General features: G+C 71.9%; 31 protein-coding genes and 2 pseudogenes. 17 read left to right on the top strand and 16 right to left on the bottom strand.

Features of this window, described 5'->3' with window-relative positions; genetic code table 11:
• Positions 1 to 3: 3 nt before the first annotated feature.
• Complete coding sequence (locus SNA_RS10660) at positions 4 to 732, bottom strand: hypothetical protein (RefSeq protein WP_044364568.1); 729 nt, start codon at positions 730 to 732, stop codon at positions 4 to 6.
• 178 nt (positions 733 to 910) lie between these two features.
• Between SNA_RS10660 and SNA_RS10665 the strand changes: the two genes are divergently transcribed.
• The 5 genes from SNA_RS10665 to amaP all read left to right on the top strand — a co-directional run bounded on the left by SNA_RS10665 (position 911) and on the right by amaP (position 3366).
• Positions 911 to 1369, top strand: a complete 459-nt coding sequence (locus tag SNA_RS10665) for an Asp23/Gls24 family envelope stress response protein (RefSeq protein WP_030064403.1) — start codon at positions 911 to 913, stop codon at positions 1367 to 1369.
• A gap of 116 nt (positions 1370 to 1485) precedes the next feature.
• Complete coding sequence (locus tag SNA_RS10670) at positions 1486 to 1683, top strand: hypothetical protein (RefSeq protein WP_030064402.1); 198 nt, start codon at positions 1486 to 1488, stop codon at positions 1681 to 1683.
• Positions 1684 to 1689: 6 nt separating this feature from the next.
• The gene (locus SNA_RS10675) at positions 1690 to 2082 is read left to right on the top strand and encodes an Asp23/Gls24 family envelope stress response protein (protein WP_044364513.1); all 393 of its coding nucleotides are present in this window, start codon (positions 1690 to 1692) and stop codon (positions 2080 to 2082) included.
• The gene (locus SNA_RS10680) at positions 2079 to 2750 is read left to right on the top strand and encodes a DUF6286 domain-containing protein (RefSeq protein WP_030064400.1); all 672 of its coding nucleotides are present in this window, start codon (positions 2079 to 2081) and stop codon (positions 2748 to 2750) included. Before SNA_RS10675 ends, SNA_RS10680 begins: the two co-directional genes overlap by 4 nt.
• Before the next feature lie 7 nt (positions 2751 to 2757).
• Positions 2758 to 3366 (top strand): alkaline shock response membrane anchor protein AmaP, encoded by a 609-nt coding sequence (amaP, locus tag SNA_RS10685; RefSeq protein ID WP_030064399.1) that lies wholly within the window; start codon positions 2758 to 2760, stop codon positions 3364 to 3366.
• A gap of 7 nt (positions 3367 to 3373) precedes the next feature.
• Here the strand turns inward: amaP and SNA_RS10690 are convergent, their stop codons facing one another.
• The 6 genes from SNA_RS10690 to SNA_RS10715 form a co-directional block, all read right to left on the bottom strand.
• Complete coding sequence (locus SNA_RS10690) at positions 3374 to 4129, bottom strand: SDR family oxidoreductase (protein ID WP_044364515.1); 756 nt, start codon at positions 4127 to 4129, stop codon at positions 3374 to 3376.
• Between the two features lie 5 nt (positions 4130 to 4134).
• Positions 4135 to 5922, bottom strand: coding sequence for a glycoside hydrolase family 15 protein (locus SNA_RS10695; protein ID WP_030064398.1), 1788 nt, complete (start codon positions 5920 to 5922; stop codon positions 4135 to 4137).
• A 29-nt stretch (positions 5923 to 5951) separates the two neighbouring features.
• Positions 5952 to 6863: an SURF1 family cytochrome oxidase biogenesis protein gene (locus SNA_RS10700; protein WP_044364517.1), complete on the bottom strand. Its 912-nt coding sequence runs from the start codon at positions 6861 to 6863 to the stop codon at positions 5952 to 5954.
• 101 nt (positions 6864 to 6964) lie between these two features.
• Entirely contained in the window at positions 6965 to 7210 is a 246-nt protein-coding gene (locus SNA_RS10705) for a hypothetical protein (protein WP_078969820.1), read from the bottom strand.
• A gap of 63 nt (positions 7211 to 7273) precedes the next feature.
• Positions 7274 to 8335: a DEDDh family exonuclease gene (locus SNA_RS10710; protein ID WP_044364520.1), complete on the bottom strand. Its 1062-nt coding sequence runs from the start codon at positions 8333 to 8335 to the stop codon at positions 7274 to 7276.
• Positions 8336 to 8337: 2 nt separating this feature from the next.
• Entirely contained in the window at positions 8338 to 9039 is a 702-nt protein-coding gene (locus SNA_RS10715; RefSeq protein ID WP_037788856.1) for a TetR/AcrR family transcriptional regulator, read from the bottom strand.
• A 125-nt stretch (positions 9040 to 9164) separates the two neighbouring features.
• On the opposite strand from SNA_RS10715, the gene SNA_RS10720 reads away from it, so the two are divergent.
• The 6 genes and pseudogenes from SNA_RS10720 to SNA_RS10745 all read left to right on the top strand — a co-directional run bounded on the left by SNA_RS10720 (position 9165) and on the right by SNA_RS10745 (position 14695).
• Complete coding sequence (locus tag SNA_RS10720) at positions 9165 to 9962, top strand: acetoacetate decarboxylase family protein (RefSeq protein ID WP_030064391.1); 798 nt, start codon at positions 9165 to 9167, stop codon at positions 9960 to 9962.
• Positions 9962 to 10443: pseudogene (locus SNA_RS10725) on the top strand (SDR family NAD(P)-dependent oxidoreductase). The gene SNA_RS10720 and the pseudogene SNA_RS10725 overlap by 1 nt, the downstream one beginning before the upstream one ends.
• A 9-nt stretch (positions 10444 to 10452) precedes the next feature.
• Complete coding sequence (locus tag SNA_RS10730) at positions 10453 to 11754, top strand: amidohydrolase family protein (RefSeq protein ID WP_030064389.1); 1302 nt, start codon at positions 10453 to 10455, stop codon at positions 11752 to 11754.
• The gene (locus SNA_RS10735; RefSeq protein WP_030064388.1) at positions 11751 to 12980 is read left to right on the top strand and encodes an amidohydrolase family protein; all 1230 of its coding nucleotides are present in this window, start codon (positions 11751 to 11753) and stop codon (positions 12978 to 12980) included. Before SNA_RS10730 ends, SNA_RS10735 begins: the two co-directional genes overlap by 4 nt.
• A 126-nt stretch (positions 12981 to 13106) precedes the next feature.
• Positions 13107 to 13991, top strand: a complete 885-nt coding sequence (locus tag SNA_RS10740) for a sterol desaturase family protein (RefSeq protein WP_030064387.1) — start codon at positions 13107 to 13109, stop codon at positions 13989 to 13991.
• Positions 13988 to 14695 carry a lysoplasmalogenase gene (locus SNA_RS10745; protein ID WP_044364530.1) on the top strand — a complete coding sequence of 236 codons (708 nt, stop codon included), beginning with the start codon at positions 13988 to 13990 and terminating at the stop codon, positions 14693 to 14695. The genes SNA_RS10740 and SNA_RS10745 overlap by 4 nt, the downstream gene beginning before the upstream one ends.
• A gap of 22 nt (positions 14696 to 14717) precedes the next feature.
• On the opposite strand, the gene SNA_RS10750 is transcribed toward SNA_RS10745, so the two are convergent.
• Both SNA_RS10750 and SNA_RS10755 read right to left on the bottom strand, forming a co-directional pair.
• Positions 14718 to 16229 carry a S8 family serine peptidase gene (locus SNA_RS10750; RefSeq protein WP_030064385.1) on the bottom strand — a complete coding sequence of 504 codons (1512 nt, stop codon included), beginning with the start codon at positions 16227 to 16229 and terminating at the stop codon, positions 14718 to 14720.
• 213 nt (positions 16230 to 16442) lie between these two features.
• Entirely contained in the window at positions 16443 to 16637 is a 195-nt protein-coding gene (locus SNA_RS10755; RefSeq protein WP_030064384.1) for a hypothetical protein, read from the bottom strand.
• Between the two features lie 187 nt (positions 16638 to 16824).
• Between SNA_RS10755 and SNA_RS10760 the strand changes: the two genes are divergently transcribed.
• The 3 genes from SNA_RS10760 (at position 16825) to moaA (ending at position 19966) form a co-directional block, all read left to right on the top strand.
• Positions 16825 to 17169, top strand: a complete 345-nt coding sequence (locus SNA_RS10760) for a DUF485 domain-containing protein (RefSeq protein ID WP_030064383.1) — start codon at positions 16825 to 16827, stop codon at positions 17167 to 17169.
• The gene (locus tag SNA_RS10765; protein WP_044364533.1) at positions 17166 to 18788 is read left to right on the top strand and encodes a solute symporter family protein; all 1623 of its coding nucleotides are present in this window, start codon (positions 17166 to 17168) and stop codon (positions 18786 to 18788) included. The genes SNA_RS10760 and SNA_RS10765 overlap by 4 nt, the downstream gene beginning before the upstream one ends.
• A 188-nt stretch (positions 18789 to 18976) precedes the next feature.
• Complete coding sequence (gene moaA / locus SNA_RS10770; protein WP_044364535.1) at positions 18977 to 19966, top strand: GTP 3',8-cyclase MoaA; 990 nt, start codon at positions 18977 to 18979, stop codon at positions 19964 to 19966.
• On the opposite strand, the gene SNA_RS10775 is transcribed toward moaA, so the two are convergent.
• Positions 19949 to 20203: a hypothetical protein gene (locus SNA_RS10775; RefSeq protein ID WP_044364537.1), complete on the bottom strand. Its 255-nt coding sequence runs from the start codon at positions 20201 to 20203 to the stop codon at positions 19949 to 19951. The genes moaA and SNA_RS10775 overlap by 18 nt on opposite strands.
• Positions 20204 to 20412: 209 nt before the next feature.
• The gene (locus SNA_RS10780) at positions 20413 to 20802 is read right to left on the bottom strand and encodes a DUF3099 domain-containing protein (RefSeq protein ID WP_037788855.1); all 390 of its coding nucleotides are present in this window, start codon (positions 20800 to 20802) and stop codon (positions 20413 to 20415) included.
• A gap of 245 nt (positions 20803 to 21047) precedes the next feature.
• Here SNA_RS10780 and SNA_RS10785 point away from each other — a divergent pair, with 245 nt between their 5' ends.
• Complete coding sequence (locus tag SNA_RS10785) at positions 21048 to 21326, top strand: GlsB/YeaQ/YmgE family stress response membrane protein (RefSeq protein WP_030064380.1); 279 nt, start codon at positions 21048 to 21050, stop codon at positions 21324 to 21326.
• A gap of 72 nt (positions 21327 to 21398) precedes the next feature.
• Here the strand turns inward: SNA_RS10785 and tyrS are convergent, their stop codons facing one another.
• The 5 genes and pseudogenes from tyrS to SNA_RS10810 form a co-directional block, all read right to left on the bottom strand.
• A complete protein-coding gene (gene tyrS, locus SNA_RS10790; protein ID WP_030064379.1) occupies positions 21399 to 22802 on the bottom strand; it encodes a tyrosine--tRNA ligase in 1404 nt (467 codons plus the stop codon).
• A gap of 104 nt (positions 22803 to 22906) precedes the next feature.
• Positions 22907 to 24364: a metallopeptidase TldD-related protein gene (locus SNA_RS10795; protein WP_044364540.1), complete on the bottom strand. Its 1458-nt coding sequence runs from the start codon at positions 24362 to 24364 to the stop codon at positions 22907 to 22909.
• An 82-nt stretch (positions 24365 to 24446) separates the two neighbouring features.
• Positions 24447 to 24713: pseudogene (locus tag SNA_RS10800) on the bottom strand (TldD/PmbA family protein); the annotation flags it as partial.
• 484 nt (positions 24714 to 25197) lie between these two features.
• A complete protein-coding gene (locus SNA_RS10805) occupies positions 25198 to 25398 on the bottom strand; it encodes a DUF397 domain-containing protein (protein WP_030064375.1) in 201 nt (66 codons plus the stop codon).
• A complete protein-coding gene (locus SNA_RS10810) occupies positions 25395 to 26225 on the bottom strand; it encodes a helix-turn-helix domain-containing protein (RefSeq protein WP_030064374.1) in 831 nt (276 codons plus the stop codon). The genes SNA_RS10805 and SNA_RS10810 overlap by 4 nt, the downstream gene beginning before the upstream one ends.
• Positions 26226 to 26329: 104 nt before the next feature.
• Between SNA_RS10810 and SNA_RS10815 the strand changes: the two genes are divergently transcribed.
• Positions 26330 to 26512, top strand: coding sequence for a hypothetical protein (locus tag SNA_RS10815; RefSeq protein ID WP_030064373.1), 183 nt, complete (start codon positions 26330 to 26332; stop codon positions 26510 to 26512).
• A complete protein-coding gene (locus SNA_RS42180; RefSeq protein ID WP_157879884.1) occupies positions 26509 to 26697 on the top strand; it encodes a hypothetical protein in 189 nt (62 codons plus the stop codon). The genes SNA_RS10815 and SNA_RS42180 overlap by 4 nt, the downstream gene beginning before the upstream one ends.
• Positions 26698 to 26862: the final 165 nt, after the last annotated feature.

The raw sequence follows: 26862 nt of genomic DNA on the forward strand, positions 1-26862 counted from the left end.
CGCTCAGCCGTACGGCCCGACGGCCGTGACGAGGACGGCGACCGTCTCCGGGGCGTACGGTGCGCCCGCCGCCGCGGCGCGGACGGCCCGGGCGACGTCCAGGGCGCGATGACCCGGCGCGGTCGCCAACTGGACGAGGGCATGGCCGCCGGTGAGCCGTACGGGGCGGGAGTGGCCGCCGAGGGCGGGGGCGAGGCGGGCCACGCCCGGGACGGCCCGGACGACGACGGCGAGCCCCGCCGGGCCCTCTTCGGTGGCTCCGGTGCGGCCGTTCGGCGCGGCGTCGCCCACGGGGGACGGGGGCGGTGCGGAGGGCGCCGGTGCCGGGGGCCCGCCCGCCGTCAGCAGCTCCGTGACCCGGAGGTCCACCGGGCCCACCACCAGGCCCAGCAGCCGGTCCGACGCCGTCAGGAGGGCCGCGCGCAGCGCATCGGCGAGGTCCGGCAGCGGCGGGCCGACGGGGGCGGCGAAGTCGGCGGTCAGCCGCAGCGGTCCCGGTGGCAGGGCGCTCGGTGGCGGGGGTACGGCCGGGGCGGGGGCGGCGCCGGGGTCCGCGACGGTGAGCCGCAGGGAGCCCAGGTGCAGTCCGGCCGGTGCGCCGACGGCGGCGCGCAGCGCCCCGGCGGCCGCGCGCTCGGTGATCCATGAGCCGTCCGCCGGTCCGCCCAGCGGCAGCACCCGGCCGATGCCGAGCTGCCGGCGCACGGCCGGCGCCAACGGGTTCGCGGTCACCAGCCTCACCCCTTCTCCGATGGTGCCTCCAGCCTGCCGCAGCCCGCCCCGTATGGCAGGGCGGTGCCGCGCGGGAGGCCGGATGGAGCACCCCCTTGCCGCATAACGGGGCATGCCGGGAATACCGGTCATAGGGTGGGAGGCGTCCCCCGATCCCCTCCGAAAGGGATGCACGGTGATGACGGAAAGTCAGCAGATGCCGGACAGCGGGAGGTCGCCGCTCAGGCGGGGCGGCGGCGAACCCGGGTCCCGTGGGCGTACCACCATCGCCGACGGCGTCGTGGAGAAGATCGCCGGACTGGCCGCCCGCGACGTCGTGGGGGTGCACGCCATGGGCAGCGGCCTGGCGCGGACCCTGGGGGCCGTACGGGAGCGGGTACCGGGCGGCGGCCGGGCGGCGGTGACGCGCGGGGTGAAGGCCGAGGTGGGGGAGGTGCAGACGGCACTGGACCTGGAGATCGTCGTGGACTACGGAGTCTCCATCGCCGAGGTGGCGCGGGCCGTCCGGGAGAACGTCATCGCCGCCGTGGAGCGGATGACGAGCCTGGAGGTCGTCGAGGTCAATATCGCGGTCAGCGACGTCAAGCTGCCCGACGAGGAGGACGAGGAGGAGCACGCGGAGCCGCGCATCCACTGACCGCCTTCCACGACCGCATCCAGCGGCCGCATTCCCTGACCGCTTTCAGAGACCGCATTCAGAGACCGCATTCAGAGACTGCATTCCGGGCCCCAGTGGCAGCGAAGGAGCGCACGATGAGCATGGCCGGGGTCGGCCTTCTGGCCGGCATGGCGCTGGGCATTGCCGGATACTTCGGCGGGTTCGGGGCGTTCGTCCTGGTGGCGGCCCTGGGTGCCATCGGGTTCGTGGCCGGCAGATTCCTGGACGGGGATCTGGAAGTCGGCGACTTCTTCCGTCCCCGGACCCGCGACCGCGACAGCCGGCGGCGGTGAGGCCGGGTGGCGACGGTGTCCCCCGCCGCCGCTGCCCCTGCCGTACCGGCGGGGGAGCGCGGCGCGACCACGATCGCGGACCGGGTGGTGGCCAAGATCGCCGCCCAGGCGGCGCGCGAGGCGCTGCGCGCGGCGGCCCCCGCCGGCCCCACCGACGCCCATGCGACGGTCACCGTCCGGCGGCGCGCGACCCGGCGCACCTTCGGCGAGGCCCGGGTACGGGTCGCCGTCGAGCTGGGCTACCCCTGTGACATCGGTGCGCACTGCGGCGCGGTGCGTCGCCAAGTCACCGAGCGGGTAGGGGCGTTGGCGGGCATGGAGGTGCCGGAGGTCGCGGTGGAGGTGGAGCGTCTGCACTCGCCGCTGCTGGAGGGCGCGAAGCCGGGGAGGGTGCAATGAGCGACGACGAGGCGCGGGCCGCCGACACCGCACGGCTCCCGACGCTCGAAAAGACGCCGGGCGGCGGGGACGGCCTGGAGCAGTCCGGCTCTGCGGCGGATTATGCGCCCACGGGCGACGACGACCACTCCGGGCGGCGCCCGTGGTCCGCGCGGCGGGTACCGGCCGCGCTGGTCGCCGTGGTGCTGCTCGGCGCGCTGGGGCTGCTGCTGTACGACGTGGCCGCGGTCCGCGCCGGACGCCCCGCGATGGCCTGGCGTACCTGGCTCGCCCACCAGCTGGCCACCCGCCACCTGGACAGCACCTGGGTCCTGGCCGCCGCCGCGTTCGCCGTGCTGCTCGGCGTCTGGCTGCTCGTGCTGGCCCTCACCCCGGGCCTGCGCGAGCTGCTGCCGATGCGCCGCACCGCCCCTGGGGTGCGGGCCCGTCTGGACCGGTCGGCCGCCGCCCTGGTGCTGCGCGACCGTGCCATGGAGGTCGCCGGGGTGCAGTCCGTACGGATGACCGTCGGCCGCCGCAAGGCCAGGGCGCGGGCGTTTGCGCACTTCCGCGAGCTGGACGAGGTCCGCGGCGACCTCGACCGGGCGCTCGGTGACGGCCTCGCCCAGCTGGGGCTGGCCCACGGGCTGCATCTGACCGTCGAAGTCCGGCGCCCGAAGAAGGGGTGAGCGCGCGATGCGCACGGTACGCAGAGGAACGAACCGGGTGCTGCTGGGCCTGATCGGCGCGGTGCTGCTGGGGACCGGGGGAGCGGTCCTGGTGGCCGGGCTGGACCTGCCCGCCCGTTGGCACTTCCGGCTGCCCGACGGCTGGCCGTGGACGCGCCCCGGCCAGGTGCTGCTGTCCGAACAGAACCGCACCCGGTGGACGGACCACGGCTGGTGGTGGCCCGCCGTCATCGCCGTCCTGGCCGTGCTGGTGCTGCTGGCGCTGTGGTGGCTGGTGACCCAGCTCCGCCGGCGCCGGCTCGGCGAGATCCTCGTCGACAGCGGAGACGGCGAGGGCGCCGTGCTGCGCGGCCGGGCGCTGGAAGCGGTGCTGACGGCCGAGACGGAGGCGCTGGACGGCGTGGACGCGGCCGGGGCGCGGCTGACCGGCCGCCGCCGCACCCAGCCGCGCGTCATCGCCGTCCTGGCGCTCGCCCCGCACGCCGATCCCGCCACGGTCGTGCGGCGCTTCGCGCACGAGGCGGTGACCCATGCCCGCGTCTCGGCGGGCCTGGACGACCTGCCGGCGGAGGTCCGGCTGCGGGGCGTACGGCACCGGGCGGAGCGGGTCGGCTGACCGGGGCTCAGAACCCCCGCCGCGCCCCGCCGTCCACCGGGACCATCACCCCGGTGACGTAGGACGCCGCCGGGGAGAGCAGGAACGCCGCGGTGCGGCCGAACTCCTGGGGGGTGCCGTAGCGGCCCAGGGGGATGGCGGCGGTGTTGCGGGCGCGGGTGCCCTCGGGGTCGCCGGAGAGGGCGTCGAGCTGGGTCATGCGGTCGGTGGCGATCCGGCCGGGCAGGATGCCCAGGACGCGGATGCCGCGCGGGCCCAGCTCGTTGGCCAGCGACTTGGCGAAACCGGCCAGCCCGGGGCGCAGTCCGTTGGAGAGGGTCAGCCCGCCGATGGGCTCGTAGACGGAGCCGGACAGGACGAAGCCGATGACGCCGCCCTCGTCGAGTGCGGCGGCGGCCGCGCGGGCCAGGCGTACCGCGCCGAGGAAGACCGCTTCGAAGGCGGCGAGCCACTGCTCGTCGGTGTTGTCGGCGGCGGTGCCGGGGGCCGGGCCGCCGACGCTGATCATGACGCCGTCCAGCCGGCCGAAGCGCTCGCGGGCGGCGGCCACCAGGCGCGCGGCGGCTTCGGGGTCGGCGTTGTCGGCCGCGACGCCGAGCGCCCGCTCGCCCAGGGTGGCGGCGGCCGCGAGCGCGCTGTCCTCGGTGCGGCCGCTGATGACCACCCGGGCGCCCTCGGCGACGAGCTCACGGGCGGTGGCCAGGCCGAGGCCGCGGGTGGCTCCGGTGACGATGTACGTCCGGTCGGTGAGTCCAAGGTCCATGGCCCTTAGTCTGCCCCGGCGCACCCGTGGAGCCCGAAGGCGGTCCCCACCAGGCCGAGATGGCTGAACGCCTGCGGGAAGTTGCCGAGCTGACGCCCGGCCACCGGGTCGTACTCCTCGGAGAGCAGGCCGACGTCGTTGCACAGTGCCAGCAGCCGCTCGAACAGGGCGCGTGCCTCCGCGCCGCGGCCGGTCAGCGCGAGCGCGTCGGCGAGCCAGAACGAGCAGACCAGGAAGGTGCCCTCGCCGCCGGGCAGCCCGTCGATGTTGGTGCCGTCGTCGGTGCTGTAACGCTGTACCAGACCGTCGTGCGAGAGCTCCCGGCGGACCGCGTCGACGGTGCCGATGACCCGGGGGTCGTCACCGGGCAGGAAGCCCACGCGGGGGATGAGCAGGGTGGCGGCGTCCAGCGCGGCCGAGCCGTAGTACTGGGTGAAGGTGCCGCGCTCGGCGTCGTAGCCCCGCTCGCACACCTCGCGGTGGACGTCGTCGCGCATCGCCCGCCAGCGGTCGAGGTCCCCGCCGAGCTTGGGATCGGCCTCCAGCGCCCGTACGGCGCGGTCCGCGGCGACCCAGGCCATGACCTTGGAGTGGACGAAGTGCCGGCGCGGTCCGCGGATCTCCCACAGTCCTTCGTCGGGGTCGCGCCAGGTGGACTCCAGGTAGTCCACCAGGGCGCGCTGGATGCTCCAGGCATGCGCCTCGGACTCTATTCCGGCCTGCCGCCCGATGTGGAAGCAGTCCAGGACCTCGCCGTAGACATCGAGCTGGCGCTGCTGGACGGCGGCATTGCCGATCCGCACGGGGACGGAGCCGGCATATCCGGTCAGCCACGGCAGCTCGGACTCCGGGAGCCGCCGTTCGCCCGCCAGGCCGTACATGATCTGGAGGTCCTCGGGGGCGCCGGCGACCGCCCGCAGCAGCCAATCCCGCCAGGAGCCGGCCTCGTCCAGATAGCCGGCCGAGATCAGGGAGTCCAGGGTCAGGCTGGCGTCGCGCAGCCAGCAGTAGCGGTAGTCCCAGTTGCGGACGCCGCCGAGCGCCTCGGGCAGCGAGGTGGTGGGGGCCGCGACGATACCTCCGGTGGGCCCGTAGGTGAGGGCCTTGAGGGTGATCAGCGAACGGATCACGGCGCCGCGGTGCGGGCCGTTGTAGCGGCAGCGCGCGGACCAGGCGTACCAGTCCTCCAGGGTGGTCTCCAGCGCCTCGAAGGGGTCGATCTGGAACGGGCGGGGCTCCTCGGAGGGATGCCAGGTCAGGACGAAGGCGGCGCGTTCGCCCGCGGCGACGGTGAAGTCCGAGCGGGTGCTGAAGTCCTTGCCGTAGGTGCGGGAGCGCTCCGGCGTGCGCAGCCACACCGAATCCGGTCCGGCGATCGCCACCCGGCTGCCCTCGGCGGCCCGCACCCACGGGATCACCCAGCCGTAGTCGAACCGCAGCCGCAGCACCCCGCGCATGGCGACGCTGCCGTGCAGGCCCTCGACGATGCGTACGACGTCGGGGGCGCGGTCGCGGTGCGGCATGAAGTCGGTGACCCGTACGGCGCCGTCGGGGGTGTGCCAGTCGGTGTCCAGGACGAGGGAGTCGCCGCGGTAGGAACGCTCGGCGCGGGCATCGGGAGAGGTGGGGGCCAGGCCCCAATGGCCGTTGTCCTTGCCGCCGAGGAGGGCGGCGAAGCAGGCGCCGGAGTCGAAGCGGGGCAGGCACAGCCAGTCGATGGAACCGTCGCGGCCGACGAGGGCGGCGGTCTGGAGATCGCCGATGAGCGCATAGTCCTCGATACGTGGGTGCACTCAGGGCGCCTTCCCGCCCGGTGCGGCCGTTAGTCGGCGGTGGCGGCTGTCCGGGCTACGGGCTCCCCGGCCTCCTGCGGCGCTCCGGCCGCCTCGGCCTCTCCGGGCGCTTCAGCCTCTTCAGCACCGTCAGCCTCTCCGGCTTCCTCGGGCGCTCCGGCCGCTCCGGCCGCCTCGGCCTCCTCGGCCGCCGCCTCCGCCCGGTCGCGGCGCTCACGGCGGGCGAGGATGACCCAGCCGACCGGGACCGCCGCCGCGAACAGCCACCACTGGACGGCGTAGGCCATATGCGGGCCGATGCTGTCGTGGTCCGGCTCGGGCACCAGCTCGGGCTTGCCGCCGGGCGGTTGCGGGCCGGTCTGCTCGATGTAGCCGCCGAGCACCGGCTGCGCCAGCCGCCCGGCCATCTGCTTGCTGTTGATCAGCATGACCTGGCGGGCCGGCAGGCCCTTGGTGTTCTTGATGCCGCTGGCCGCGGTGGTCTCGTCGGCCATGATCCGGCCGGTGACGGTCACCTCGCCCTTGGGGGCCGGGGGCACGTCGGGGAACTTCGTCAGATCGTTGCCCGCCGAGATCCAGCCGCGGTTGACCAGGACGTCCTTGCCGCCGGTGAGCCGGAGCGGGGTCAGGACGTAGTAGCCGATGCTCTGCTCGTCGGCCGCGGTGCGCTGGCGGACCACGACCTCGTGCGCGGTGTCGTAGGTGCCGGTGGCGGTGACCCGGCGCCACATGTCGTCGTGCGGGACGGTGTGCCCGGGGGCGGTGAGCTCGGTGACCGGGACGGGCCGGGCGGCCAGGTTGCCGGCGATCAGCGCGTTCTGCGCCACCTTGTGCTCATGGCGGTGCAGCTGCCAGAAGCCCAGCTTGATCATGGCGGGGATCAGCGCGAGGCCCACGAGGGTGAGGATCACCCACTGCCGGGACAACAGGAAGCGGTACACGGCATCGACCGTACCTGGCGTGCGAAGGCCCCCGGGCAGGGGGTCCTGCCGGGGGCCGGAAGCCGTCGGGTGGTGGTGGCGGCCGGGGTCACGGGGCGGTCTCAGACTCTGTCGACGATGCCCACCTTCCCCTCCGAGCGGGCGCAGTGCGCCCCGCAGAAGAACTTGCCGTCGACCTCGGCTCCCTGGCCGATGATCTGGCACCGGCAGTGCTCACAGATCGGCGCCATGCGGTGGATGGCGCAGGCGAAACAGTCGAAGACGTGCACCGCGCCCTGCGCGTGCACCTCGAACGCCATGCCGTATTCGTTTCCGCAGACCTCACAACGTTTTGGTTTCACGTCCATGCGCCACAGCGTGCGTGCGGGGCCGCCGCGGAACGCGCTGCGAACGGGTGTGTTGGCCGGGCTTCACCCGGACGCAGGCCCTGCATCCGAGGGAGCCGACGGGCCCGCTCCCGGCGCCGGCCGGACGTCCTGGAGCAGCTGCATGAAGGCCGCCTCGTCGACGACGACTGTGCCGAACTGGGCGGCCTTTGCGGTTTTCGACGTGCGGGAGTCGGGGTCGTTGGTGACCAGCAGGCTGGTCAGCCGGGACAGGCTGGTGGCGACGTGCAGCCCGGCCTCGGCCGCCCGGTCCTCCAGCAGCTCGCGGTCCACGGAGGTGTCCCCGGAGAAGGCGACCCGCATGCCCTGGACGAGCCGGCCGCCCGCCACATAGCGCCCCGGGTTGGGATACGGGCACGCGGGCCGCTTGCGGGCCGGCCGCCAGGAGGTGGGGCGGTACGCCGCGGGGGACTGCGGACGGGCGGCGGGGGAGTCCGACCACTCCGTCAGCGGCTGGCAGGTCAGCAGCGGCAGCCGCAGTTTCTCCCGGGCGGCCCGGCGCAGGCTGGGGCGGAATGCCTCGGCCAGCACCCGGGCGTCGTCCAGGGCGTGGTGGGCGCGTTCCTGGACGACGCCGTAATGGGCCGCCAGGGACTCCAGCTTGTGGTTGGGCAGCGGCAGCCGCAGCTCCTTGGACAGCGCGATGGTGCACAGCCGCTGGCGCACCGGGGCGGTCGCGCGGGCGCGGGCGTACTCGCGGGCGAGCATCGACCAGTCGAACATGGCGTTGTGCGCGACCAGCACCCGGTCCGCCAGGCGCCGCGAGAGCTCGGGGACGACGTCCGGGAAGAGCGGCGCCCCGGCCAGCACCTCGCTCGTCAGACCGTGGATCCACACCGGGCCCGGGTCCCGCTGCGGATTGACCAGGGTGTACCAGTGGTCCTGGACCTCGCCGCGGGCGTCGAGTTGATACACCGCGGCGGAGATGATCCGGTCGTCGCGGGCCAGGCCGGTGGTCTCCACGTCGACCACCGCATACCCCTGGGGATATCCCTCGGGCCAGGCATCCGGCGGCGTCTGCGGGCCCGGCTGCGGCCCGATCGCGGGCGTGATCGAGGGCGCTGCTGCCATGCGGTCTTCGAGCATGGTCACTGAGGATACGGGCCGCCACTGACAGCCACCGAACCGCCGTCGTCCGGATCCGGCCGCCATGGGGCTTTCGCCGCATCGTCGCCCGGTGCCAGCAGACACCCCACCAGCGCATCGAGCGAGACCTGAAAGAGCCGTTCGGTGTCTGCCGGAGCGGCCAGTGCGCGGGCCAGCGCCGGATCGTCCCCGGCGCCGGGCGCGTCCCACAGCTCGCCCTCGCTGGGGTGCTGCTGCGGTGACCGCTCCCGGTTGCGCTCGGTCAGGACGTAGCCGACCACCTGGAACTGCACCGCCCGTACCGCCTCGGCCGCGAGCTCGCCGCGCAGCCCCGCGGCGTGCGCCTCGTGGACCAGCGCCTGCTGCGCGGGCCAGAACATCCGCTCCGTCAGGCCGCGTTCGTGCACCATCGCGATCAGATGCGGCCGCTCGCGCAGCGCGGTGCGCAGGGCGCGGGCCACCGAGACGATCCGGGCGTGCGGCGTCGCGCCCACCGGGCGGATCGCGCCCATCTCCTGGACGGTGCGGGCCACCAGGGCGTCCAGCAGCGACTCGCGGTTGCCGACGTGCCAGTAGATGGAGGTGACGGCGGTGCCCAGCTCCGTGGCGAGCCGGCGCATGGTCAGCGCCCCGGGTCCGTGCGCCCGCACCAGCCGTGCGGCCGCCGTCAGCACCTCTTCGCCGGTCAGCGCGGTACGTGTCATGGTCTCCCTCTACCCCGGCAACTCCCTTGCGCACAAGGCCCTTTACCCTTCGCGCGCCTCGGTGTAACAGTGTTACAGAGCCTGGCACGACCCCCGCGAGTCCCCACGACGAAGGGCGGTACGACATGGCACGCATCCGCTACGCCGCGCGCACCGAGGCGGAGATCGCCGCCGCGCGCACCGCGAGCGCCAAGCTCCCCGACATCTGGTCCACCGGCGTGGTGGCCGTCTGGGAGACCGATCCGGACGCGGTCGCGGCCGTCCTGCCGCCGCCGCTCGAACCCACCGCCCGCCCCCTGGTCCGGGTGACCGTCTCCACCGTCGCCCTGCCCGGCTACCCGCTCGGCGCCGGCTCGTTCGCCGTCGCGGCCGCGCACCGGGGCACCGAGGGCTGGTATCCGCTGGTCATGCCGATGACCCACGAACGGGCCCTGACCGGCGGCCGGGAGGTCTTCGGCGAGCCCAAGAAGCTCGGCGAGGTCACCGTCGAACGCGACGGCCCCGCCGTCCGCGCCGCCCTCGCCCGCCACGGCATCGCCTTCGTCGAGATCCGCGGCGCGGTCGGCGACCCGCTGCCGCTCCCGGAGCCCGCGCAGAAGACCGACTTCTACTTCAAGTTCCTGCCCGCCGTGGACGGTTCGGGCTTCGACCTCGGCCCCGTCCTGGTGCACTGCACCCGCACCGAGCGGATCCGCAGGCTGGAACGGGTCACCGGGGAGGTCGTCCTGCGCGAGTCGAGGTACGACCCCGTCGCCGACCTCCCCGTCCGCTCCCTGATCGAGATCACCCTCGGCGAGAAGACCACCGACCAGAAGGGCCGGGTCGCCGAGCGCGTCAGCCCCCGGGACCTGCTGCCGTATCTCCACCAGCGCTACGACGACCCGCAGCAGGCCCTCGACGGGCCGCCCGAGGGGAGCGCGTGATGCGGCTGCGGGCGGGACAGGTCGCGGTGGTCACCGGCGCGGCCGGGGGCACCTCCCACGCCGTTCAGGCAGTGGGGGAGGTGTCGGCCTGGCCATGGCGCGCCGGTCCGCCGCCGACGGGCTCCGGGTCGTCCTCGGCGACGTGGAGGAGGAGCCGCTGCGCGCCGCCGCCGACGCGCTGCGGGCGGACGGGGCCGAGGTGCTGGCGCGCACCGTGGACGTCGGCGTACGCGAGGAGGTCGCCGCCTTCGCCGACGCCGCGTTCGTGGCCTTCGGCGCGGTGCATGTGCTGTGCGAGGTGGCGTTCACCCCCGTCGAGCAGGTCGCCGACTGCGTGGCCGAGGGCATCGCCGCCGGCCGTTTCTGGCTGCTGCCCGCAAGCGAGCACACCGACCGGCAGATCCGGGCCCGCGCGCAGTCGATGCTTGAGCGCGCGGACCCGGCCCACCTGGAGCGCTTCATCCTGGACACGGACGACTGAGGAGCCGTCATGACGGATCCGGACGACCGGGGCCCCGACGCCCCCTACCTGATCATCTCCTCCGACTGCCACGCCGGTCTGCCCACCGAGGAGTACCGGCCCTACCTCGACACCCGCTTCCACCGCGCCTTCGACGACTTCCTGGGCCGGCGCGACGCCCGCCGGGCGGAGGCCACCCGCCTCGGCGTCCGTAACGAGGACTTCGCCGCGAGGTGGTTCCAAGACCACGAGGAGGGCCTGCGCGGCGGCTGGGACCCCGCCCAGCGGATCAAGGAACTCGACGGGGACGGGGTGGCCGCCGAGGTCGTCTTCCCGGACGCCGACGCCGTCGACAGCACAACCGCCGCCCCCTTCGGCGTGGGCCTGGGCCTGTCCGGCGACCAGGACCCCGACCTGGGCATGGCGGGCGCCCGCGCGCACAACCGCTGGCTCGCCGACTTCGTCTCCGCCCACCCCGAACGGCACTGCGGCGTCGCCCTGCTGCCCGTCACGGCCGAACCCGGCAAGGTCGTCGCCGAGATCCACCGCGCCAAGGAGTCCGGCCTGGGCGCCCTGATGATCCCCTCCATGTGGGTCGACAAGGAGCCCTACCACGACCGCCGTTACGACCCCGTATGGGCGGCGGCCGCCGCCTGCGCGATGCCGGTCCTCACCCACTCCGGAGCGTCGCCCCGCCACGAATACGGCGACCATCTGGGCATCTTTGTCTCCGAGGTGACCTGGTGGCCGGCCCGCCCGCTGTGGTTCCTGCTGTGGTCCGGGGTCTTCGAACGCCACCCGGGCCTCAAGTTCGGGGTCGCGGAGTCCGGCTGCTGGTGGCTGCCGAATCTGCTGTGGTTCATGGACCGCCTCTACCTGGGCGCGCACGGCGGCAAGAAGCTCTCCCCGTTCGCCGGGCTCAAGCGGCCCCCGCACGAGTACCTCGACCGCCAGATCTTCGTCTGCGCCACCAACACCAAACGCCGCGAGCTCGCCCAGCGCTACGAGATCGGCGTCGACAACATCCTGTGGGGCAGCGACTTCCCGCACCCCGAGGGCACCTGGCCCGACACCCGCGCCTGGCTGAGGAAGACCTTCCACGACATCCCGGTGGCCGAGACCCGCCGGATGCTCGGCGAGTCGGCGGCCGGGGTCTTCGGCTTCGACACCGCAGCACTGGCCCCGCTGGCCCGCCGGATCGGCCCCACCCCCGCCGAACTCGGCCAGAGCGCCGACCAGTCGGCCGTCGAGGCCGCCTGGGCGCGCTCGCGCGAGGTGGGCCGGCACTGGCTGACCGACCACGACTTCCCGACGCTAGGGGTGACCTCATGACCGACCGCTACACCGTCATCTCCGCCGACTGCCACGCCGGCGCCGACCTCCTCGACTACAAGCCGTACCTGGAGTCCCGCCACCACGACGCCTTCGACGCCTGGGCCGCCACCTACGTCAATCCGCACGAGGACCTCCTCGCCGACACCGCCGACCGCAACTGGAACTCGCAGCGCCGGCTCGCCGAGCAGGAGGCCGACGGCATCGTCGCCGAGGTCGTCTTCCCCAACACCATCCCGCCGTTCTTCCCCAGCGCCTCCCTGATGGCCCCGGCCCCCGCCACCCGCGAGGAGTCCGAACGGCGCTGGGCGGGCCTGCGCGCCCACAACCGCTGGCTGGCCGACTTCTGCGGCCAGGCCCCGGGCCGCCGGGCGGGCGTCGCGCAGATCCTGCTCAACGACGTGGACGAGGCCGTACGGGAGGTGCGCCGCACGAAGGAAGCGGGCCTGACCGGCGGCATCCTGCTGCCCGGCACCCCGCCCGGCTCGGGCCTGCCCGAACTCCACAGCGAGGTCTACGACCCCCTCTGGGCGGTCTGCGCCGACCTGGACGTCCCGGTCAACCACCACGGCGGTTCGGCCTCCCCGCCGCTGGGCGAGGAACCCGCCGCCCGCGCCGTCTTCATGGTCGAGACGACCTGGTTCTCCCACCGCGCACTGTGGCATCTGGTCTTCGGCGGCGCCTTCCGCCGCCATCCCGGCCTCCGGCTCGTCCTCACCGAACAGGGCTCCGGCTGGATCCCGGGCGTTCTGGACATGCTGGACTACTACCACGACCGCCTGGTGGCGTCCGCGACCCGCGCGGCCACCGCCGAGGCCAGGTTCGGCGCCGGGCTGGCCGCGACCATGGGCGAGCGTCCGGCCGACATCTGGCGCGACCACTGCTACGTCGGCGCCAGCTTCATGCGTCCGCACGAGGTCCCGCTGCGCCACCGCATCGGCCTCGACAAGATCATGTGGGGCAGCGACTACCCCCACGACGAGGGCACCGCCCCCTACTCCCGCGAGGCGCTGCGGCTGGCCTACGCCGACCTGCCCGCCGAGGAGGTCGCCGCCCTGCTCGGCGGCAACGCGGCCCGCGTCTACGGCTTCGACCTCGACCGCCTGGCCCCGATCGCGGCCCGTGTCGGCCCGACGGCCGCCGAGATCGCCGAGCCGCTGGAGAAGATCCCCGCGGACGCGACGAGCCCGGCGTTCGCACCGGGCGGGTCGGTACGGGTGTGGTGAGCCCGGCCGACGGCTACCGACGGTAATCCCGTGGGGGACGGGCCCGCGCAGCTGACGGTCCGTCTTACATACTTCTCGGTAACAACCTCTAGCGGCGGCCCCGCCACCGGCTTTATGGTGCGGGGCATGCCGCACCTGCCCGATGTCGTGTTGTGGTCCGTACCGGCCTTCGTCCTGCTCACCGTCGTGGAGATGGTGAGCTGTCGCCTGCATCCCGACGAGGACGCGGAGGGCTACGAGGCCAGGGACGCGGCCACCAGCGTCGGTATGGGCCTGGGCAGCCTCGTCTTCGATGCGCTGTGGAAGATACCCATCGTCGCGATCTACGCCGCGGTCTACGAACTGACCCCGCTGCGCATCCCGGTGGTGTGGTGGACGCTGCCGCTGCTGCTGCTCGCCCAGGACTTCTTCTACTACTGGTCGCACCGCGGCCACCACGTCATCCGCATCCTGTGGGCCTGCCACGTGGTGCACCACTCCAGCAAGAAGTTCAACCTCACCACCGCGCTGCGCCAGCCCTGGACGACCTGGACCGTCTGGCCGTTCTACGTCCCCCTGGTCGCCGCCGGCGTGCATCCGGCCGCCATCGCCTTCACCTCCGGCGCCAACCTCGTCTACCAGTTCTGGGTGCACACCGAACGGATCGACAAACTGCCCCGCCCGATCGAGTTCGTGTTCAACACGCCCTCGCACCACCGGGTGCACCACGCCTCGCAGGGCGGCTATCTGGACCGTAACTTCGGCGGGATCCTGATCGTCTGGGACCGGCTCTTCGGCTCGTTCGTCGCGGAGACCGAGCGGCCCGTCTACGGCCTCACCAAGAACATCAACACCTTCAACCCGCTGCGGGTGGCCACCCACGAGTACGCCGCCATCGCCCGCGACATCCGGGCCGCGCACAGCTGGCGCGAGCGGGCCGGGCGGCTCTTCCGTGGGCCGGGCTGGCAGCCCGCCGACCGGACCGCGGCCCAGGAGACCGCCGCCGCCCCGGTGGGGGAGAGCGTCGCGTGACGGCCCGGTGGCCCCGGGCGGCGGGCCCGCTGCTCGGGGCCTTCGCCGCGCTCGCCGTCGTCCATCTCACCGCCCTGCTCACCGGCGCCGCCACCCTCGCCCAGCTCACCAAACCCGCGCTGATGCCGGTGCTCGCGGCCGCCGTCCTGGCCCGCGGGGGACCGCCGCTGCTCGCCGGTGCGCTGCTCTTCGGCTGCGGCGGCGACACCTTCCTCCAGATCGGCGGGGGCACCGTCTTCCTGGTCGGCATGGGTTCGTTCGCCGCGGGCCACCTGTGCTACCTGGTCCTGTGCGCCCGGCACGGGACCCCGCCGGGCGGACGGGCCCGTACGGGGGTGCTCGGCGGCGGCTACGCGGTGGTCCTGGCCGCCACCGTCGCCCTCCTGTGGCCGGACCTCCCGGCCGCCCTGCGTGTCCCGGTGGCCGGTTACAGCCTGCTGTTGACCGCGATGGCCTTCGGGGCGCTGCGGGCGGGGCCCTGGGCGGCGGCCGGCGGGCTGCTCTTCCTGCTCTCCGACACCCTGATCGCCGGCGGGATCGCCCACTGGCCGCAGCCGCCGCTCCCGCAGTTCTGGATCATGCTCACCTACGCGGCGGCGCAGGCCGCGCTGGCCGAGGGCGTACTCCGCGCGGCCGCGCGAGGCGGAAAGCCGCAGGGGACCGGGCGGCCAACCGACCGGCCCCCCACGGCAGTTACCGCCTGACCTGCTGCCGTTACCGGCCGGCCTACTTCTTCACGGCGGTCAGCGCATCGACGATGCCATAGCCGAAGTGGCTGTTGAGGTGCTTGGTGCCGGTGCAGGTGGCGTCACCCGCGGGGCAACCGGGGTTGTCCGCCTGCTCCTTGAGCAGCCACTGGATCTCCTGCGGGCTCGACGTGGGGTGCGTGCTCTTCAGCAGCGCCGCCACACCGGCGACATGCGGGGTGGCCATGGACGTACCCGCCAGATAGGCCCAGTCGCCGCCCGGCACGGTGGAGAGGATGTTGCCGTTCTTGGCGGGCAGTTCGGGCACCTGCTTCGCGTCGCCGCCGGGAGCCGCCACATCGATCTGGCCCAGGCCGTAGTTCGAGTAGTACGACTTGGCCTGGTGCACCCCGGTCGCCGCGACGGTCACCGTGCCCGGCAGCTGGGTGGGCACGTCCCAGCAGGTCTTGGGGCTGACGGTGCGGGTGACGGGGGTGGAGTCGTCGGGGCTGGTGGCGTCGGGGAGCTTGTCGGCCGCGAGGTCCAGGTTGGAGTTGCCCGCCGCGGCCACATTGAGGACGCCCTTGCCCTGGGCGTACTTCGCGGCCCGGCCGACCGCGTCAATGATCGCGGCCTGATCGGCGTCATCCTTGCAGTTGAACATCCACGGGTCGACGTAATAGCTGTTGTTGGTGACCGCGATGCCGTGGTCGGCCGCGAAGACGAAGGCGCACACCACGCTCTCGGCGTAGAACATGGCCGTCTTGGGCTCGCTGACCTTGATGGCGGAGATCTTCACGCCCGGCGCGACCCCGGCCACGCCCACGCCGTTGCGGGCCGCGGCGATCGTGCCCGCGACATGGGTGCCGTGGTAGTCCTCGTCCGGGTCCCAGGGGCGCCATGAGCCCGGGGACGTATCGGCCACGCCGCCCACGCAGTTGGCGGACTGCTTGGCGGAGAAGTTGGCCTTCAGATCCGGGTGGGTGTCGTCCACACCGGTGTCGATGATGCCGACGGTGACCTTGCGGCTGCCGGGGTTCACCTTCGCGGCCTGGTCCGCCTTGATGGCGGGCAGATCCCACTGGAGCGGTTCGAGCGGCTCCCGGCCGTTCGCCTTCGCCGCCGCCGTCACGGCCCTGAGCTGGGACTTCGACAGTCGTTCGATCTTCTGCGGCTTGCCGATGTCGGTGGTGCCGGTCGCCTTGAGCGGTGCGGTACGGGTCGCACCCGCCGAGTGGACGCCCGGCACGGTGCGCATCGTTTCGGCGAAGCGGGGGTTGGCCGAGTGGACGACGATCACGCCGATGCGCTCATGGGCGATGATCACCTTCCCGCCGGCCTTGGTTATCGCCTTCTCCACGCCGCCGAGCACGGCGTGGACCGGGGTGGCGTTCACGACGTACGACAGCAGCGGGCCGTCGGCCGGGGCCGCGGCGGCGGTGTCCTGCGGTGCGGCGGTGGCCGCGCCCGGAAGGAAGCCGAGGGACGCCGTCAGGGCGAGTCCGAGCGGCAGGGCCAGGAGCCGCGCGCGTCTGGAACGGGGATGAGCCATGGGTACTCCACATCATCCGTGAGACCGCCCGTGCACGGGGTTGCGCACGGGCGGAAGCAATGCGACGTGAAGTTATCGGCGATCAGCGACGTACAGCAATGGAAACCGGGAAAAACCCGTCAGGGACGGAAAATTGATGTCACGTCAGGGTCGTGCCGGGGTCGTTTCGGGGGTGCGTCGGGGGCGCGGTCGGGGCCGCGCACCACGGCGGCGTCAGAGGTCGCGCCGAAGGGCGTCGATGCTCAGCGGCGGCAGCGCGACGCGGGGGCCGTACCAGCGGCGCATCCGCAGCCCGCACGGCCGCTGCGCCACCGGGGCGGCGGCGAGAGGGGCGGGCAGCCGGACGCTGCCGTAGGGGTGCCGGCGGGGGTCGGACGGCTTCGGGGTCTGCGTGGGCGGCACGGTCACGCCCGGCCCAACGAAGCGCCGCCGCGCCGGTCGCGGCCCCGCCCGTATTCCTCCGATTTTCTTCGCGGATTCCCGTAACCGCCCCCTGTCGGATCGTGACCCGCGGCCCTACGATGCGTGATCCACGTCACTTATCCGGGCCTTATTCTCGGGCGTAACACCCACCCCCCTACGCGTCAGGAGACCCGTGAGCGCCGTACCCACCACCGACACCGGGACGCATGAACCGCCCGACTACCGCCAGGTGCAGTCGAGCGCGGAATTCACCGAACTGCGCCGCGCCCACCGCTCGTTCGCCTTCCCGATCACCCTCGGCTTCCTCCTCTGGTACCTGGTGTACGTCCTGCTGTCGAGCTACGCCGGCGGCTTCATGGCCACCCCGGTCCTCGGCCACCTCAACGTCGCCTTCGTCCTCGGCATCGCCCAGTTCGCCACCACCTTCCTGATCGCCTGGTGGTACTCCCGGCACGCCGCCGCCGCGCTCGACCCCAAGGCCGAGGCCCTCAAGTCCCGCCTGGAGGCCGGCGCATGACCCTCACCCAGCAGCTCGCGGCCGGCCCGGCGGGCGCGCACCGACCCCTGATCATCAGCCTCTTCGCGGTCTTCGTCGCCGCCACCCTCGCCATCACGGTCTGGGCGGGCCGCCAGACCCGTGGCGCGGAGGACTTCTACGCCGGCGGCCGCCGGTTCAGCGGCTTCCAGAACGGCCTGGCCATCTCCGGCGACTACATGTCCGCCGCGTCCTTCCTCGGCATCGCCGGCGCCATCGCCCTCTTCGGCTACGACGGCTTCCTCTACTCCATCGGCTTCCTCGTCGCCTGGCTCGTCGCTCTGCTCCTGGTGGCCGAACCCCTGCGCAACTCCGGCCGGTTCACCATGGGCGACGTCCTGGCCTACCGCATGCGCCGGCGTCCGGTCCGTACGGCCGCCGGCACCTCCACCATCGTCGTGTCGATCTTCTACCTGCTCGCCCAGATGGCCGGCGCCGGCGCCCTGGTCACCCTGCTCCTGGGCATCACCAGCGAGACGGGCAAGATCCTGGTCGTCGTCCTCGTCGGCATCGTGATGATCCTCTACGTCACCATCGGCGGGATGAAGGGCACCACCTGGGTCCAGATGGTCAAGGCGGTCCTGCTGATCGCCGGCACCCTGCTGATCACCTTCCTGGTGGCCCTCAAATTCGACTTCAACCTCTCCGCACTGCTGGGCAAGGCGGCCGAGAACAGCGGCAAGGGCGCCGCCTTCCTCCAGCCGGGCCTCAAATACGGCGCCACCGCCACCTCGAAGATCGACTTCATCTCGCTGGGCCTCGCCCTCGTCCTGGGCACCGCGGGCCTGCCGCACATCCTGATCCGCTTCTACACCGTCCCCACCGCCAAGGCCGCCCGGAAGTCGGTGAACTGGGCGATCGGCATCATCGGCGTCTTCTACCTGATGACCATCGCGCTCGGCTTCGGCGCCGCTGCCCTGATCAAGCCCGAGGCGCTCACCGCCGCCAACAAGGCGGGCAACACCGCGGCCCCGCAGCTGGCCGAGGTCATCGGCGGCGGCGCCGGCTCCACCGGGGGCGCGGTCCTGCTCGCCGTCATCTCCGCGGTCGCCTTCGCCACCATCCTCGCGGTGGTCGCCGGCCTCACCCTCGCCTCGTCCTCGTCCTTCGCCCACGACATCTACGTCAATGTGCTGCGCAAGGGCGAGGCGACGGAGAAGGAAGAGATCGCCGCGGCCCGCTGGGCGACCGTCGGCATCGGCGCCGTCGCCATCGTGCTCGGCGTCTTCGCCCGCGGCCTGAACGTCGCCGGCCTGGTGGCGCTCGCCTTCGCGGTCGCCGCCTCCGCCAACCTCCCCACCCTCCTCTACAGCCTGTTCTGGAAGCGCTTCACCACCCAGGGCGCCCTGTGGTCCATCTACGGCGGCCTCGCCTCGTCCGTCCTGCTGGTCCTCTTCTCCCCGGTCGTCTCCGGCAAGGAGACCTCGATGTTCCCCGCCGCCGGCTTCGACGTCTTCCCCCTGGAGAACCCCGGCCTGATCTCCATCCCGCTGGGCTTCCTCCTGGGCTGGCTGGGCTCCCTGCTCTCCAAGGAGGAGCCGGACGCCCGCAAGTACGCCGAGCTGGAGGTGCGCGCGCTGACCGGAACCGGTGCCCATTAGCCGGATGACCGCGAGGTGAGTCATCCCTACAGTGCGTGGGCGGGGCGGCATCGTAGAGAACTACGACGCCACCCCGCCCACCTCGTGCTTCCGCGCCCTGCTCACTGTCACACCCATCGCGTAGGCTCAAAGACGTACCGATCCACCGCCGCACGCAACTGATCAACCCCAGTCGGGGAGGGGGCCCTGTGCTCATCGACACTTACGGTCGCGTGGCCACCGACCTGCGCGTTTCACTCACGGACCGCTGCAATCTGCGGTGTACGTACTGCATGCCCGAAGAAGGGCTGCAATGGCTCGCCAAGCCGGATCTGCTCACCGATGACGAGATAGTCCGGCTGATCACCATCGCCGTCCGCGACCTCGGCATCGAAGAGGTCCGCTTCACCGGCGGCGAGCCCCTGCTGCGCCCCGGCCTGGTCGGCATTGTCGAGCGCGTCGCCCGGCTCACGCCCCGCCCCCAGATGTCCCTCACCACCAACGGCATCGGCCTGGAGCGCACCGCCGCCGCCCTGCGCGACGCCGGCCTCGACCGCGTCAACGTCTCCCTCGACACTCTGCGCCCCGATGTCTTCCAGGCCCTGACCCGCCGCAAGCGGCATGCGGACGTCCTGCGCGGCCTGGAGGCGGCCCGCGCCGCCCGCTTGACCCCGGTCAAGGTCAACACCGTCCTGATGCCGGGCCTCAACGACGACGAGGCCCCCGACCTCCTCGCCTGGGCCGTCGAGCACGACTACGAACTCCGCTTCATCGAGCAGATGCCGCTGGACGCCCAGCACGGCTGGAAGCGCGACGGCATGATCACCGCCGGCGACATCCTCGCCTCGCTGCGCACCCGCTTCACCCTCACCCCCGAGGGCCGGGACGAGCGCGGCTCCGCCCCCGCCGAACGCTGGATCGTCGACGGCGGCCCGCACCGCGTAGGCGTGATCGCCTCCGTCACCCGCCCGTTCTGCCGCGCCTGCGACCGTACGCGCCTGACGGCCGACGGACAGATCCGCACCTGTCTGTTCGCCACCGAGGAGACGGATCTGCGCGCCGCCCTGCGCTCCGATGCCCCCGACGCCGAGATCGCCCGGATATGGAAGCTGGCGATGTGGGGCAAGAAGGCGGGCTCCGGACTGGACGACCCGTCCTTCCTTCAGCCCGAGCGCCCGATGTCAGCCATCGGCGGCTGACGACCGCCGCTCCCACTCCGCCAGCGTCACCACATCCTTCAAGAACCCCCGCACGCCCAGGAACTGCGACAGATGCTCGCGGTGTTCCTCGCACGCCAGCCAGGTCTTGCGGCGGTCCGGGGTGTGCAGCTTCGGGTTGTTCCAGGCGAGCACCCACACCGCATCGGCGCGACAGCCCTTGGCTGAGCAGACGGTGACGTTCTCGGTGCTGCTGGGGGTGGTGTTCGGGGAGTTCACGGCCTCAACCCTACGTCCCGCCCCACCGGCGCCGGTTGGCGGCGGACATGGCGACGCCGGGCAGCCACGGGGGGAGCCGCCCGGCGTCGGTCCGTCGCTCCGACGGGGGATGCGGAGCGCGTACGCAGTATGTCACGGGGAATGGTGCGCAGTGCACCGGATCCGCATGATTGATCTGAGCTTTTCTTGAGCTTTGCAGACGCGTGCACTCAGTCCTGCTCGCGGCGAGCCCCCGGAACGTCATCCTCCGGCGACTCCGGAACGGATTCCGCCGACCCCTGTGCCGCGTCCTTGCCCTCGCTTCCGGGCCCCAGCATGGGCCGGGGCGGTACGGCGACGAACGTCCTCGGCAGCGAAGGGGCGTTCTCCCGGCCCGCGTTGGCGATGACCACCGCGACATACGGCAGCCCCATGCCCAGCACCAGCGTCGCAATGGCAAAAGGCCGCTCGATGTTCCACAGCACGACGGTGAGCACCACCGCCAGGCTCCGGACAACCATCGAGATCACATAGCGGCGCTGCCGCCCCTTGACGTCCTCGGACAGCCCTTGCCGCGCTCCCGTGATCCGGAAGGTCTGGGCTCCGCTCTGCTTCCGCATCACATTCCACCACCTGCTCGCCTGTGCCGGATTCTCCCCGCTTCCGGGCAGATTCCACGGTACGCCGCGGCTGCGACGGCTTCGAGACCGGGGCATGGCCTGCACAGACAGGGTCTGCCGGGCCCATCGACGTACCCCCCCGCTCCGGCATGCGGCGTAGCAGATGCGGAGCGACACTGGCGGGGCAACGGCTCCCGGCGCGGCGGCCCGCACCGTGCCGTGGCGCGAGCCGCGGAGGAGGCGACATGAATTGGTTGTGGGCCATCATCGTCGGCCTGATTCTGGGCCTGATCGCCAAGGCCGTCATCCCCGGCAAGCAGCAGATCCCGCTCTGGCTGACGGTGATCTTCGGCATGCTCGGCAGCGTCCTGGGCAACTGGGCGGCCACCGGACTCGGCATCAACGAGACCCGGGGCATCGACTGGACCCGGCATCTGCTCCAGCTGGTCGGCGCGATCCTCATCGTCGCCGTCGGCGACCGCCTGTGGGTCGCGGTCCGCGGCCGTAAGGGAGGGGAGACCTGATCTCCCGGCGACACGGCGAGGCGGCCGGTGCGCGAGACGCTCGCGCACCGGCCGCCCGTCCGCCCGCGGGGCTCAGCGGCCCTCGAGCTGCGCCAGCTTGCGCCCCGCCTTGAGGTACGCGGTGCCCGGCGCACCGGCCACCTTCTCGGCCAGCACCTCGGCCAGCGGCCGCACCGACTCGGCCTCGGCCAGGACCACGGTCTGCTGGCCGTCCTCGCCCTCGACCACCAGCCGCAGCGCGTTCTGCTTCGCCAGCCGCCGCGCCGCCGAGGCGCTCGGCGTGAACTGGAGCACCTTGGTCAGCACCGCCGCGACGGTCTCGCCGCCGTGCTCGGCGACATCGACGACCGGCAGCGACTCCACATCGGCGAAGGACTTCTTGGAGAACTGTGCGATGAACCCGGCCCGCGCCGCCATCGCCGCCTCCAGCCCGTACAGCGCCGCCACGACCTCACCCGCCAGGACCTTCTTCAGATCCATCGGGTGCAGCGACCGGTCCGCAACCCGGCCCAGCGCCAGCGCGACCTCGTCGTCCGTCCACTCCGTCCAGGCCTTCAGGTACGGCTCCATCAGCCGGTCCGGCACCGACATGATCTTGCCGAAGACATCGTCGGCGGGCGCGCTCAGCCCGACGTAATTGCCCTTGGACTTGGACATCTTGGCGCCGGTGCCGTCCGTGCCCTCGATCAGCGGCATGGTCACCACCAGCTGCGGCGTCTGCCCGCGCAGCTCCATCAGCTTGCGCGCCATCTGGAGATTCAGCAGCTGGTCCGAGCCGCCCAGCTCCACATCGCAGTTCAGCGCCACCGAGTCCAGACCCTGCGCGATCGGGTACAGCAGCTCGGTCATGGTCAGACCCGAGCCGGCCGCCAGCCGGTTGCGGAAGTCCTCGCGCTGGAGCAGCTGCGAGGCCGGGACATGGGCGAGCAGCCCGAGCAGCTCGGGGAAGGTGTACGGCGCCAGCCACTCGCTGTTCTGCCGGAAGCTGACCTTCTCGAAGTCGAAGAACGGGCGCACCTGTTCGCGGTAGGTGGCCAGGTTGTTCGCGATGTCCTCGTCGGTCAGCGGCGGACGCTCGGCCGTACGGCCGGACGGGTCACCGATCTTGGCCGTGAAGTCGCCGATGATCAGCGTGACGTCATGGCCCAGCCGCTGGAACCGGCTCAGGATGATCAGCGGGACCGCATGCCCCAGGTGCACATCGGTCGCCGTCGGGTCGATGCCCAGCTTGATGTGCAGACCCCGGCCGGCCGCCCGGCGCTCCTCGATCCGCTCGGCCAGCTTGTCCACGCCCGGCAGGACCTCGACCGTCCGGGACGCGATCAGCTCGGCCTGCTCCTTCGCGGACAGGTCCGACAGATCCAGATAGCGCCGGGCGCCCGTCTCCTTGAGCAGCTCCTGGACGGTGCCGTCCGAGGAGAGGTCGGCGGAGAGCAGTGTGCTGGCGCGGGCGACGGATTCGCCGAGGCGTGTCATGGCGTCCCTGATCGATCGTGGTTCCCCATGGGAGGACCCCAAGGGGGAGGCAAGGGGCCAGTCTATTCGGTGCGGGCACCCCGGCCCCCGCCTCCCCGGCCCGCTCACACCCCGCGGCTGACCGAGCTCATGTGGAAGTCCGGGATCCGCAGGGCGGGCATCGCCGCCCGGGTGAAGTCATCGCTCCACTCACGCGGCAGCGTCCGCTCCGTACGGCCCGCCTCCACCGCCCGCGCCAGCAGGCCCACCGGCGACTCGTTGAACCGGAAGTTGTTGACCTCGCCGACGACCTCGCCGTTCTCGACCAGATACACCCCGTCCCTGGTCAGCCCGGTCAGCAGCAGCGTCGCCGGATCCACCTCGCGGATGTACCACAGACACGTCAGCAGCAGCACCGGACCGTCGTGCCCGGAGGCCGCCACCATCTCCTCCAGGGAGCGCGAACCGCCGCCCTCCAGAAGGAGGTTGTCGATCCCCGGCGCCACCGGCAGCCCGGTCAGCCCGGCGCTGTGGCGGGTGGACACCAGCCGGTTGAGCACCCCCTCGCGCACCCACTCCGTCGGCGCCAGCGGCAGCCCGTTGTCGAAGACCGACGCCTCGTCCCCGGAGGAGTGCGCCAGCACGAACGGCGCGCACTGGAGCCCCTCCGCCGACGGGTCGCTGCGCAGCGTCAGCGGCAGCTCGGACAGCCGCTCGCCCAGCCGGGTGCGCGCCGCCCCGCCCTCGCCGGCGGCCGCCCGGGAGAAGACCGTACGGCCCTCCACGGCGTCCCGGGCCGAGGACGACCACAGCTGGTAGATCAGCAGATCGGCCACCGCGGTCGGCGGCAGCAGCGTCTCGTAGCGCCCGGCCGGCAGCTCGATGCGGCGCCCGGCCCACCCCAGCCGCCGCGCCAGCTCAGCGTCCATCTCGCGCGGATCGACATCGGCGAAGTCACGGGTCGCCCGCCCCGCCCAGGCCGACCGCGTACGGTCCGGCGACTTGGCGTTCAGCTCCAGCGTCCCGGTGGGCTGGTCGTGGCGCAGCCGCAGCCCGGCCGAGGTGCCCAGATAGGACGAGACCACCCCGTGGTGGGCGAACCCGTACAGCTCCCGGCCGCCGGAGCGGGCCTGCCGGAAGGATTCGCCGAGGGCCGGCGCGAAGTCCGCGAACACCTCCGAGGTGGTCTCGTCCGGCGCCTCGGTGAAGTCCGCCGACGCCTTCTGCCCGGCCACCAGCGGCTGCGCGTCCTCCGCCGGCCCCGCCGCCCGCGCGGCCGCCTCCGCGGCCCGCACCAGCTCCTCCAGCTCCGCCCCGGTGACCGCCGACCGCGACACCACCCCGGACGCGGTGCCCTGCCCGCCGTCGACCGTGGCGACGACGGTCAGCGTCCGCCCGCGGGTGACCCCGTTGGTGGTGAGCGCATTGCCCGCCCAGCGCAGATTGGCGCTGGAGTGCTCGTCGGCGATGACCACACAGCCGTCCGCACGGGAGAGCTCCAGGGCGCGTTCGACGATCTCGTGGGGGTTGCTGCTGCGGCTCGTGCGGCCGGTGCGGTTCGTGTGGTTCGTACGGGGACTCATCGACCCGCCTCCTGCGTCGTGTCAAGACTGTGCTCGCCGGGGGAGCAACCCCCGGCCCCCCGGCCGATTCCGTGGTGCGCGCTCATCGACCCGCCTCCTGCGTCGTGTTAAGGATGTTCACGCCCTCGAACAGCGCCGACGGGCAGCCGTGCGACACCGCCGCGATCTGCCCCGGCTGCGCCTTGCCGCAGTTGAAGGCGCCGCCCAGCACATACGTCTGCGGGCCGCCCACCGCGGTCATCGAGCCCCAGAAGTCGGTGGTGCTCGCCTGATACGCGACATCGCGCAGCTGCCCGGCCAGCCGCCCGTTCCGGATCGCGTATGCCCTCTGCTCTGTGAACTGGAAGTTCACCGGGGGAGCGGAGGGCATCCCCCTATTTTGGGCGTCTGTGCAGGTCAGGCTGCTTTTCACGGTCTGCGCTCAATCCCTGTTCATACCGGTTCAAACCGGACTGTGCGGGGTCTGGTGATGACTTGGTGTCGACCTGGGAGCAGAGCCTATCGAGAGGCATCTGTGCTGAATGGAGGCTTATAACGACCCTCCCGCACGTACCGTAGCGAAGTTAATGCAAACCGTTTCCGCCTGACTGGTGGGGGCTTCTCTCCTCCGTGTGACCGACCGAACTGGGGCCGATCGATCCAGGGTGGTCGTGCCTGCTTCTCGGCGGCCCCTGGATGCGACGGAGCCCCCGCCACGGGGCAGGGGCTTTCGTGTGTTCTGCGGGCCGTCACGTGGGGCGTAGCGCTTCGACTGCCCCGACGTCCCGCGTGGGCGGGGGCCGCACAGGGCCGCCAGAGCGTGAGCTTGCTGCGGGGCCTTGGTCGGGGGCGGATCAGATGGCGCCGAACTCGCCGGCCTTGGCGGCTGACACGAACGAAGACCAGGCGGACGGCTCGAAGGTAAGCGCCGGGCCGTTTGGGTCCTTGCTGTCACGGACGGGGACGACGCCAGGGATATTGGATGCAACCTCGATGCACTGGCCGCCGTTGCCACTGTAGGAACTCTTGAACCAGCGGGGGGACTGCGTCTTCACGAGATGCCCTTTCGTACTTGCTCGATCATGGCCACAGATGCCGCCTGTGACAGCGCTTCGGCCTGTAGCTGATGGTAGGCCGTCAGTATGGGCAGGACGAATGTACTTTCACGTTCGAGATGGCCCCGGTGGGCAGACTCGGCGTAGGACATCAGCGAGCGGTCCGGCATCGTTAGCACGGTGACGGGCAGGCTAAACGGCCTGCGTGCTCCCATGGAGAACGGTGCGACTTGCAACACGGTGTTCGGCCGCTCTGCGAACTCAAGCAAGCGCGCGAGCTGAGCGTCCATGACACTGCGGTTCCCCATCGGCCGACGGATGCACCCTTCATCAAGTACCGCGAGGATCAGTGGCGACGGCGACCGGACGAGGGTGGTTTGCCGATTCGCCACCAGCTCAACACGTTCGTCGGCTTGCTCGGGGGTGATCGCTTCCCGCCGTACTGCGTCCGCTTCTAGCGTCGCTGCGTACTCCGGCGTCTGGAGTAGGCCAGGGATAACACCTACTTCGTACAGCCTGATCTCTGCGGCTCGCGCTTCATGTGCGACGTACTCCGGGAATCCTTCAATGAGCGCTGTGTGACGCGCAGCTCGGCTCTGACGTGCGAGTCTGTCACCAGTACCGAACACTCGATCAGCGCTCGCCGCAAAATGAGGAGTTGGGGAGCGGCGGCCAGTTTCGACGGCAGAAATATGCGTTCCGGAGCACCCCATGCGCTCGGCTAGCTCGTCCTGTGTCCAGCCGCGCTCATCCCGCAGCGTGCGTAGGCGCTGACCAAACCGCGCACTGGGCGACTTTTCGGGGTCCAATTCCTTGCGGTTCACCATCCGGGTAACCAACTCTCCATTCAAATGGCACAAGTTGAGGACATGCCGACTGTAGGCCACGCTGAAGCCCCCCGGTAGTGGAAGCACTACGGAGAGGAGTAGTCGTGACACGCCTGACCCCACGCGCACAGCTCGGCATCCCCAACTCTCAGCCGGCTGCGGCCGAGTGCGACATCTGTAAAGCCTTGGTGCACCAGCGGCAGACCGCGGAGGCGCGGGGCGACTGGTCGAAAGTCGCCGACATCAACATCGAACTCCGCAACCACCCGCACAAGGGGCGCCAATGACAGCCAAAGCGCGTTCAGGTGTGCAGGTCCTTCAGGAACTTCAACTCGCCCTCAGTGACGCCCAGGTGCGGTTGCCTGAGTTGCTGATCACCGACACGGACACCGGAGAACTTCGGATCAACCTTGGCCGAGTCGGTATCGGCACAGCGGCGAAGCTTGCGGGCGCTCTTCGGAAGGGAAAATGACCATGCGATGCCCCGTCATGTCCATGCACGACATGAAGCGGCTCTCCAAGTGGACATATTCCTGCGCGTTGCACGGCGTAACGGTGGTCTTCCACGCTCCCGGACCGCCCAGCGACCCACCGCCCCGTTCCCGGTCAGTCGAACGAGGTTCCCCTCGTCGTGAGG

It is taken from the genome of Streptomyces natalensis ATCC 27448, from assembly GCF_000935125.1.
Classification (GTDB): Bacteria; Actinomycetota; Actinomycetes; order Streptomycetales; family Streptomycetaceae; genus Streptomyces; species Streptomyces natalensis.

Bases quoted from the DNA above. Each gene is read 5' to 3' on its own strand.
- SNA_RS10710 (WP_044364520.1), bottom strand. From the start codon at position 8,335: ATGCTCGAAGACCGCATGGCAGCAGCGCCCTCGATCACGCCCGCGATC.
- SNA_RS10730 (WP_030064389.1), top strand. From the start codon at position 10,453: ATGACGGATCCGGACGACCGGGGCCCCGACGCCCCCTACCTGATCATC.
- SNA_RS42180 (WP_157879884.1), top strand. From the start codon at position 26,509: ATGACAGCCAAAGCGCGTTCAGGTGTGCAGGTCCTTCAGGAACTTCAA.
- SNA_RS10715 (WP_037788856.1), bottom strand. From the start codon at position 9,039: ATGACACGTACCGCGCTGACCGGCGAAGAGGTGCTGACGGCGGCCGCA.
- SNA_RS10690 (WP_044364515.1), bottom strand. From the start codon at position 4,129: ATGGACCTTGGACTCACCGACCGGACGTACATCGTCACCGGAGCCACC.
- SNA_RS10680 (WP_030064400.1), top strand. From the start codon at position 2,079: ATGAGCGACGACGAGGCGCGGGCCGCCGACACCGCACGGCTCCCGACG.
- SNA_RS10785 (WP_030064380.1), top strand. From the start codon at position 21,048: ATGAATTGGTTGTGGGCCATCATCGTCGGCCTGATTCTGGGCCTGATC.
- SNA_RS10670 (WP_030064402.1), top strand. From the start codon at position 1,486: ATGAGCATGGCCGGGGTCGGCCTTCTGGCCGGCATGGCGCTGGGCATT.
- SNA_RS10665 (WP_030064403.1), top strand. From the start codon at position 911: ATGACGGAAAGTCAGCAGATGCCGGACAGCGGGAGGTCGCCGCTCAGG.
- SNA_RS10750 (WP_030064385.1), bottom strand. From the start codon at position 16,229: ATGGCTCATCCCCGTTCCAGACGCGCGCGGCTCCTGGCCCTGCCGCTC.
- SNA_RS10810 (WP_030064374.1), bottom strand. From the start codon at position 26,225: ATGGTGAACCGCAAGGAATTGGACCCCGAAAAGTCGCCCAGTGCGCGG.
- SNA_RS10735 (WP_030064388.1), top strand. From the start codon at position 11,751: ATGACCGACCGCTACACCGTCATCTCCGCCGACTGCCACGCCGGCGCC.
- tyrS (WP_030064379.1), bottom strand. From the start codon at position 22,802: ATGACACGCCTCGGCGAATCCGTCGCCCGCGCCAGCACACTGCTCTCC.
- SNA_RS10765 (WP_044364533.1), top strand. From the start codon at position 17,166: ATGACCCTCACCCAGCAGCTCGCGGCCGGCCCGGCGGGCGCGCACCGA.
- SNA_RS10705 (WP_078969820.1), bottom strand. From the start codon at position 7,210: ATGGACGTGAAACCAAAACGTTGTGAGGTCTGCGGAAACGAATACGGC.
- SNA_RS10780 (WP_037788855.1), bottom strand. From the start codon at position 20,802: ATGCGGAAGCAGAGCGGAGCCCAGACCTTCCGGATCACGGGAGCGCGG.
- amaP (WP_030064399.1), top strand. From the start codon at position 2,758: ATGCGCACGGTACGCAGAGGAACGAACCGGGTGCTGCTGGGCCTGATC.
- SNA_RS10795 (WP_044364540.1), bottom strand. From the start codon at position 24,364: ATGAGTCCCCGTACGAACCACACGAACCGCACCGGCCGCACGAGCCGC.
- SNA_RS10740 (WP_030064387.1), top strand. From the start codon at position 13,107: ATGCCGCACCTGCCCGATGTCGTGTTGTGGTCCGTACCGGCCTTCGTC.
- SNA_RS10720 (WP_030064391.1), top strand. From the start codon at position 9,165: ATGGCACGCATCCGCTACGCCGCGCGCACCGAGGCGGAGATCGCCGCC.